The sequence below is a fragment of the Vibrio sp. 970 genome, assembly GCF_033339075.1.
Map to the genome: position 1 here is coordinate 1 of NZ_JAWOTW010000427.1, position 643 is coordinate 643.

The following is a 643-nucleotide window of genomic DNA, read 5'->3' on the forward strand; positions in this document are numbered from 1 at the left end:
TTACATCGGCCCCAAATTCACTGCGGCTGAAGTTTCCCATATTTGGTTGTTTTGGGTTGATGCGACGACTGTTGTATTGAACGTAGTCCGCGAAGTACGATTTCAAAAATTCAGTCGTCCCCGTAGACTGCTTATCCATTGGAAAAGAGGCCGTTTGACGATAATGATCCGCCAATAACACCATCAGCTTTTCGTATTGATAACCATCTTGTTCAAACAACGAGATTTTTTGCTCATCAAGTGATTTCAGCCATTGGCGAATGCTGTTGGCAGCGTCGTAAAACTGACTGTCCATGTTCGCTACTTCTGGGCATGATTTATCATCACATTGGGACAAATCAACATTGAAGTTTTGAGTTTCGAAACGGGATAACAACGCTTGTTGCGTGATGACAGAATCTGGCACAAAGTTCATCAGTGATGAAGGTGCCCAATCGACCAAACCTAACTTACGCCAATAGTTGTCCCCCACGTAGTCAACATGGAATTTTGCCAAAATGTCTCGGCCAAGATCGGTCAGCCCACCGTCCCAGTGCAGATATAGAACCGGAATTTTAGCTTGCTCGGCATAAGCCAGCGCATCTATTACCTGTTGGTTGGTATCTCCTGACAGCAAATGTTGTGACAGAATCAACAGGTTTGG

The 643-nt window shown here is 44.8% G+C and carries 1 pseudogene; it reads right to left on the bottom strand.

The features are described from left to right. A pseudogene (locus tag R7Q11_RS27100) lies at window positions 1–643 on the bottom strand (hypothetical protein); the annotation flags it as partial.